Origin of the sequence: Streptomyces sp. NPDC089919, from assembly GCF_040684615.1 — a bacterium.
Lineage (GTDB): Bacteria > Actinomycetota > Actinomycetes > Streptomycetales > Streptomycetaceae > Streptomyces.
Genome location: NZ_JBFBGK010000097.1, coordinates 26366 through 32559, shown reverse-complemented (window position 1 = coordinate 32559; position 6194 = coordinate 26366). Strand labels below are relative to the sequence as shown.

Genomic DNA, 6194 nt, shown 5'->3' with positions numbered 1-6194 from the left:
AAGCGGTCATGTGATCGACCCACATGTCTTCCTGCTCTTCGTGTTCCCATTCTTGTATGCCGTCACCCGCGCGCTCGACGCCTTCGGGCGCCTGGACGGCGCCTTCAACAACGCCGGCTGGGGGGCCGTGGGGCCGGTCCTGCACGAGACCGAGGACGCGGTCTTCGACCGCATCATGGACGTCAACGTGCGGGGCGTGTGGAACTGTCTCAAACACCAGCTCCCGGCGATGCTGGGGGGCGGCCGCGGCGGCGCCGTGGTCAACACCTCCAGCACCGCCGGGCTGTTCGCCACCGGCGCGGTCTCCCCGTACGTGGCTGCCAAGCACGCCGTGCTCGGCCTGACCCGGTCCGCGGCGGCCGAGTACGGCCGGCACGGCATCCGGATCAACGCCCTGATGGTCGGCGCCACCCGCACCGAGCTCATGGAGGGCGCCGTGGCCCAGTTCCCCGCACTGGAACAGGCCGCGGTGGCCCGGGCCGTCCAGCCCCGGATGGCGGAGCCGGTCGAGGTGGCCCGGGCCGCGGCCTGGCTGCTGAGCGATCAGGCGTCGTTCGTCACCGGGGGAGCGGTCCCGGTCGACGGCGGCTGCAGCGCGGTCTGACGCGGGGCCAGCCCGCGCAGCACCAGCTCCCAGATCCGGGCCAGTTGGGCCACCGGCCGGCCGTCGGGCTGCCCCTGACGGCCGGCCCCGGCCCGCAGGTCCGACTCCACGCCCCGCACCAGGTGCGCGGCGAGCGCGGTCAGCGCCGTACAGCCGCTGACCGCCTCCGCGGCGCCCCGGCCGGCGTGCAGCCGCTCCCGGACCACCGGCAGCCAGGCGGAGGTCCAGTCCGGGGCCGCGCCCGGCTGCTCGCGGCTGAGCCGGGCCGCGGCCCGTACGACGTCCTCGCGCTCCATCAGGGCGGCGAGCGCCAGGGTCAGCGACACCACGGTCTGCACCGGCGGTTCCCGCCGCGCCAGGACCTGGCGCACCGCGGCCGAGGTGGCGGCGTGGCCCTCCTGCCGCACCACCGCCGCCAGTTCCTCCTTGTTGGGGAAGTGGAAGGTCAGGGCCCCCATGGAGATGCCGGCGGATCTGGTGATCCGGGCCAGTGACGACCCCGCGTACCCGTTGAGGTCGAACTCCCGGGCGGCGGCGGTGACCAGGACCCGACGCGTGCGGGCGGCCCTCTCTTGCATCACTGCATGTTCCCTTCCCTGACGGCATGCTCGACGCCGGTTGCTGTCCATCCGACGTTAGTCATCGCACACCTGCTGCCGTTCAAAAAAAAAGAGAACTATTATTTAGTCACGCTCGAGGGCGCGCGGCAGGGGTGCGTCCTCGCTCCGGACCGGAGTATGAGGGGGAGCAGATGACACAGGTGATGATCCGCGTGCTGGTCGTCGAGGACGACGCCGACGAGGCGGAGGCGAGGGTGCGCGACCTGCGCCGGCAGGGGTACGCGGCGAGCAGCGTGGACACCGGGGCCAAGGCCCTGCGCACCCATCAGCACTCCGACCTGGTCCTGCTCGACCTGGACCTGCCCGACATCGACGGCCTGGAGGTGTGCAAGTCCATCCGCGAGGCGGGCGACAAGCCCATCATCTCGGTGACCGCCCGGGACACAGAGATGGACCGGGTGCTGGCCCTGAAGGCCGGCGCGGACGACTGCGTGGTGACCTCGTGCGGCTCGCGCGAGATGGCCGCCCGGATCGAGGCCGTGCTGCGCCGGGCGCTGCCGCGGCCGGAGCCGGCCCGGACCATCTCGCTGGAGCCGCTGCGCATCGACCTCTTAACCAGGGAGGTCAGGGTCCGCGGCCAGGAGGTCAACCTGACCGCCAAGGAGTTCGAGCTGCTGCACATGCTGGCCGCCAACCCCGCGGGCGTGGTCTCCCGCAAGGAGCTGATGGCCCGGGTCTGGGACACCAGCTGGGCCGACTCCAGCCGCACCATCGACACCCACGTCAGCAGCCTGCGCGCCAAGCTGGGCGCCGCGACCTGGATCATCACGGTCCGCGGCGTCGGCTACCGCATGGGCCGTGGCTGAGCGCGCACGCACACGGCCCCCGAGGACCACGGGTCAGGAATCTGAACCCGTCGGTCACTCAGGGGCCGTGTCCGCGTGCGGTACGCCGCCGCGTACGTCCGGCCGTACGACCGGACGTACCCGTCGGGGTGGATCAGGCCGGGCCCGAGCCGGGCCGCTTGGCGGGGAAGGCGTGCGAGCGGGCCAGCACCACCACGGCGAACACCGGGACCAGGAGCAGCAGCACGCTCCAGGGGAAGGAGGTCGGGCTCAGCGAGTCCAGCAGGATGCCGCCGACCGCGCCGCCGCCCGCCATGAAGGAGTTCCAGGTGGTGACGAGCAGCGCCTGGCCCCGGTCGCCGCCCGCGTCGGTGACCGCGGTCTGCAGCAGGGTGGCGACGCCGCCCCAGCCCAGGCCCCACAGGATCATCGCGCCGTAGACGATGACCGCGCTGTCGGACAGCAGGGCCAGCAGCACGGCCGCCACGATGAAGAGCGCCGTGGAGCCGACGGTCAGCGCCCGCAGCCGCCGGTCGACCATCGCACCGGTGATGAAGATGCTCACCATCGAGGCGATGCCGAAGACCAGCAGGATGACGTCGCGCTGGCCGCCCATGTCGATCTCGTCGAGGAAGGTGGCGATGTAGGTGTAGAGGATGTTGTGGGCCAGCACGTACGCGGCGACGACGAACAGCACCGCCACCACGCCCGGCAGCTTCAGGGCCTTGAGGATCGGCTCCCGGCTCTCGGGCCGCTGACCCGGCGCGTCCGGCACGGACGCCAGGATCCACACCACCAGCAGCACGGAGACCACGGTCACCAGACCGAAGGTCAGCCGCCAGCCGAAGAGCCCGCCGAGGAACGTGCCCACCGGGATGCCCAGCGACAGCGCGAGCGGGATGCCGGCCATGGTGATGGCGATGGCCCGCCCTTGGAGGTGCGGGGGCGCCAGCCGGCGCGCGTAGCCGACCAGCTCGGCCCACACGGCCGCGGCCGCGATGCCCGCGAGCATGCGGAAGCCCATGGTCAGCGGGTAGTTGGAGGAGACGGCGGTGACCAGGTTGGCGACGGCGAAGGTCACCACGGCGAGCAGCAGCAGCTTGCGCCGCCGCCAGCCCGCCGTGGCCACGGACAGGGGGATCGCCGAGAGACCGGTCGCGATGGCGTAGATGGTCAGGGACTGCCCCGCCGCGGACTCGCTGACGGAGAGGTCCTTGGCCATCTCGGGCAGCACGCCCGCGGGCAGCGCCTCGGTGAGGATGCCCATGAACGCGGCGGTGGCCAGGGCCAGCAGCGGGGACCAGGGAAGCTTCTGCTCCTTGGCGCCGTTGGCCCCGACGGGGGAGGGGGAGGGTGAAGTGGGCGTCTCAGTCTGGGAAGTTGTCATGGCCTGTATGCTCAAACCCTTACATAAGTGTGAAGGTCAAGACGGTCTGATGTGAGGTGGGTCACATGCGAATCGGACAGTTGTCGGAGCGCACCGGGACGTCCCGCAGGCTGCTGCGCTACTACGAGGAACAGGGCCTGATCAGCTCCGGCCGCTCACTGAACGGCTACCGCGAGTACGCCGAGGCGTGCGTGGACCGCGTCCTGCAGGTCCGGGGACTGCTCGACGCCGGACTGCCGACCCGGATCATCCGGCAGGTCCTGCCCTGCCTGGACGCGCCCCGGGCCATCCACTTCTCCGGCGCCACCGCGGAGACCATCGCGACCCTGGAGCACGAACGCGACCGGATGACCGAGCGCATCCGCTGCCTGGTCCGCAACCGCGACGCGATCTCCGGCTACCTCGACGCGGTCCGCGACCCTCAGCCGGCGGCGGACGCCGGGGCGAAGGCCGCGAAGCCGGCCGAGGCCGCCCTCTCGACGGCGGGCGCGTAGGCGATCTCGTTGGACAGCACCACGCCGTGGCTCTCGAGGTGGAAGGTCACCCGGTCGCCGTCGGCGATCCGGAAGCCGTCGTGCCAGCTGGCCTTGTCCGAGCCCAGCAGCAGGTAGTTGACCAGCCCCGGCCGGCGCATCGCCGGGTACGAGAAGAGGTTGTCCACCATGTCCGGCACCCGCTGGAAGATCGCGTCCCCGCCGCAGGCGAAGTCGCCCTTCCAGGCCGTGGCCCCCGCGCGCTCGATGACGATCCGCCCGGTGACGGTGGCCGGCGGCTCGCCGAGGAAGAGCCAGGGCGTCATGGACGTGTCGCACAGCTTGGCGTACGGCGTCCAGCCCCACGGGTTCTGCTGGTGCAGCCCGATGTCGTTGAGGTCGTTGGCGAAGGTGTAGCCGGCGTAGTGCGGGACGCCCTCGTCGTCGTTCACGAAGACCAGCGCCACCTCCGGCTCCTCCAGCAGCGCCACCGAGGAGGCCGGCACGGTCAGCGGCTCGCCCTGGGTCTTGAGCCACGAACCGAAGCCCTTGATCAGCCAGTTCGGCGCGTGGAAGGGCTCGTCCGGGGCCGGCGGCGCGGGGAACTTGGAACGGTGGGTGCCCATGAAGCCGGTCACCAGCGCGTTGTTGCTGCCGGTGGGCAGCAGCGGCGGCAGGAAGCGCAGCTCCGGGTCCTCGGCGTCGACCTCGACCGTCTCCGCCGTGGCGGCCAGCGCGTCGCGCACCGCCTGCGGGCCGCCGCCCGCCAGGAACAGCTCGCGCAGCCGCCCCTCGGTCACCCGGTACAGGGTCTGGCGCTCGCCGGCAACCGGCAGGTCCAGGCCCGCGTAGCGCAGGCCCTGGTACTCGCATTCGAAGAGGATGGACATGGCGGTCAGGGACCTCCTGGGATCGGGGGACGGACGCGCGCCCGGGGCGCGCGGGGGAGTGGTCACGGCCGCACCATCGCGGCGGGCCGGCCGGACAGCGGAGCGGTGAGGTCGAGGAGGACCTCGGCGATGCGGTCGAGCGAGGTTCTGATCCAGGGCAGTTCGAGGGGGGCCGGGGCGGTCAGCGCGGCCTGCCGCTGCTCGTCGCCCTCGCCGTACAGCCGGCTGGTGGCCAGCCGGATCCGCAGCGAGCGGGCGCACTCGCCGAAGGCGCTGCCCGGCAGCAGGCCCACGCCGTACCGGTCGGCGAACAGCGCGGCCAGCTCCGCGCCGCCCCGCACGCCGTACGCCCCCGCCAGGCCCTCGCGCAGCGGCTCGAAGTCGGGGTAGAGGTAGGAGGTGGCCCGCACCGGCGCCAGCTCCGCGCCGGTGGCCGCCACGTACGAGGCCACCTCGCGCACCACCGTGCCGTGCAGCCGGACCGAGGCCGCCACGTGCGCGGCCACCTCCGGCGGCTCACCGAAGGCGTAGGCCGCCGCGGCCTGCACGGGCGCCGCGGTGCTGGACCACAGCTGGCTGGCCACCCCCGTCAGGCGGGTGTGCAGCTCCCGGCCCGAGCGGCCCTCCGGCAGCCGGGCCACGCCCATCCGCCAGCCGCCCAGCGCCAGGTTCTTGGTCAGCCCGGTGGTCACCACCGTCCGCTCGGGGGCGAACTGCGCGGGCGAGAGCGCCCGGTCGGCCGGGTCGAAGGCCAGGTCGCAGTAGATCTCGTCGGAGATCACCACCAGGTCCAGCTCCCGGGCCGTCTCCGCCAGCGCCCGCACCGTGGCCGGCCGGGCGATCGTGCCGGTCGGGTTGTCCGGCAGCGTCACCACCACGCACCGCGGGTCCTGCCCGGCCGCCCGGGCCAGCACCACCGCCTCGCGCAGCGCCTCGGGGTCGGGCACCCCGCCCTCACCCGGCCGGGTGCGCACCGGGATCGCCCGGCCGCCGGCCAGCCGGGCCTGCGCGGCGTAACTGACCCAGCTCGGCACCGGCACCACCACGTCCCCGCCGACCGCCAGCAGCAGCGCGAACAGCAGCGGCTTGCTGCCCGGTCCGCACACCACCAGCTCCGGGTCGACGGGCAGCCCCCGCCGCCCCCAGTAGCCGGCCGCCGCGGCCCGCAGCTCGAGGCTGCCGGTCACCGGCCCGTACGCGTTGCGGCCGGCCGCCGCCGACAACTGCTCCTTGAGCTGCGGCAGCACCGGCAGCCCGACCTCGCCGCTGGCGAGGAACAGGACCCGCTCGCCGGCGGCGCGGCGGCGTTCCAGCTCCTCGTCGGCGGCGAGCGTCGCCGACATGGTCACCGGCGCGGGTGCGGGCATCAGGGGCTCCTCGTCGAAAAACGTGGGGTGGGTGAGATGGATGGGACGTGTGGGCCGCCAGAGGCGTT

At 73.0% G+C, this 6194-nt stretch carries 7 protein-coding genes; 3 read left to right on the top strand and 4 right to left on the bottom strand.

Annotation, left to right across the window (positions count from 1 at the left end; genetic code table 11):
* On the top strand, positions 1 to 604 hold a 604-nt coding region (locus AB0O40_RS29790; protein WP_365048154.1), incomplete at its 5' end, for an SDR family oxidoreductase.
* On the opposite strand, the gene AB0O40_RS29785 is transcribed toward AB0O40_RS29790, so the two are convergent.
* A complete protein-coding gene (locus AB0O40_RS29785) occupies positions 544 to 1182 on the bottom strand; it encodes a TetR/AcrR family transcriptional regulator (RefSeq protein WP_365048153.1) in 639 nt (212 codons plus the stop codon). The genes AB0O40_RS29790 and AB0O40_RS29785 overlap by 61 nt on opposite strands.
* A 173-nt stretch (positions 1183 to 1355) precedes the next feature.
* Between AB0O40_RS29785 and AB0O40_RS29780 the strand changes: the two genes are divergently transcribed.
* Positions 1356 to 2030 carry a response regulator transcription factor gene (locus tag AB0O40_RS29780; RefSeq protein WP_365048151.1) on the top strand — a complete coding sequence of 225 codons (675 nt, stop codon included), beginning with the start codon at positions 1356 to 1358 and terminating at the stop codon, positions 2028 to 2030.
* 133 nt (positions 2031 to 2163) lie between these two features.
* Here AB0O40_RS29780 and AB0O40_RS29775 read toward each other — a convergent pair whose 3' ends face one another.
* Positions 2164 to 3396 (bottom strand): MFS transporter, encoded by a 1233-nt coding sequence (locus tag AB0O40_RS29775; protein WP_365048149.1) that lies wholly within the window; start codon positions 3394 to 3396, stop codon positions 2164 to 2166.
* A 65-nt stretch (positions 3397 to 3461) separates the two neighbouring features.
* Between AB0O40_RS29775 and AB0O40_RS29770 the strand changes: the two genes are divergently transcribed.
* Complete coding sequence (locus AB0O40_RS29770) at positions 3462 to 3890, top strand: MerR family transcriptional regulator (RefSeq protein ID WP_365048147.1); 429 nt, start codon at positions 3462 to 3464, stop codon at positions 3888 to 3890.
* Here the strand turns inward: AB0O40_RS29770 and AB0O40_RS29765 are convergent.
* Together AB0O40_RS29765 and AB0O40_RS29760 are read right to left on the bottom strand one after the other, a co-directional pair.
* Positions 3818 to 4759: a fumarylacetoacetate (FAA) hydrolase gene (locus AB0O40_RS29765; protein ID WP_365048145.1), complete on the bottom strand. Its 942-nt coding sequence runs from the start codon at positions 4757 to 4759 to the stop codon at positions 3818 to 3820. The two genes, AB0O40_RS29770 and AB0O40_RS29765, sit on opposite strands and share 73 nt — an antisense overlap.
* A 62-nt stretch (positions 4760 to 4821) precedes the next feature.
* Entirely contained in the window at positions 4822 to 6126 is a 1305-nt protein-coding gene (locus AB0O40_RS29760) for a pyridoxal phosphate-dependent aminotransferase (protein WP_365048144.1), read from the bottom strand.
* Positions 6127 to 6194 lie beyond the last annotated feature (68 nt).

Coding starts and splice junctions, on each gene's coding strand:
- AB0O40_RS29785 (WP_365048153.1), bottom strand. CDS start 1,182: ATGCAAGAGAGGGCCGCCCGCACGCGTCGGGTCCTGGTCACCGCCGCC.
- AB0O40_RS29780 (WP_365048151.1), top strand. CDS start 1,356: ATGACACAGGTGATGATCCGCGTGCTGGTCGTCGAGGACGACGCCGAC.
- AB0O40_RS29775 (WP_365048149.1), bottom strand. CDS start 3,396: ATGACAACTTCCCAGACTGAGACGCCCACTTCACCCTCCCCCTCCCCC.
- AB0O40_RS29770 (WP_365048147.1), top strand. CDS start 3,462: ATGCGAATCGGACAGTTGTCGGAGCGCACCGGGACGTCCCGCAGGCTG.
- AB0O40_RS29765 (WP_365048145.1), bottom strand. CDS start 4,759: ATGTCCATCCTCTTCGAATGCGAGTACCAGGGCCTGCGCTACGCGGGC.
- AB0O40_RS29760 (WP_365048144.1), bottom strand. CDS start 6,126: ATGCCCGCACCCGCGCCGGTGACCATGTCGGCGACGCTCGCCGCCGAC.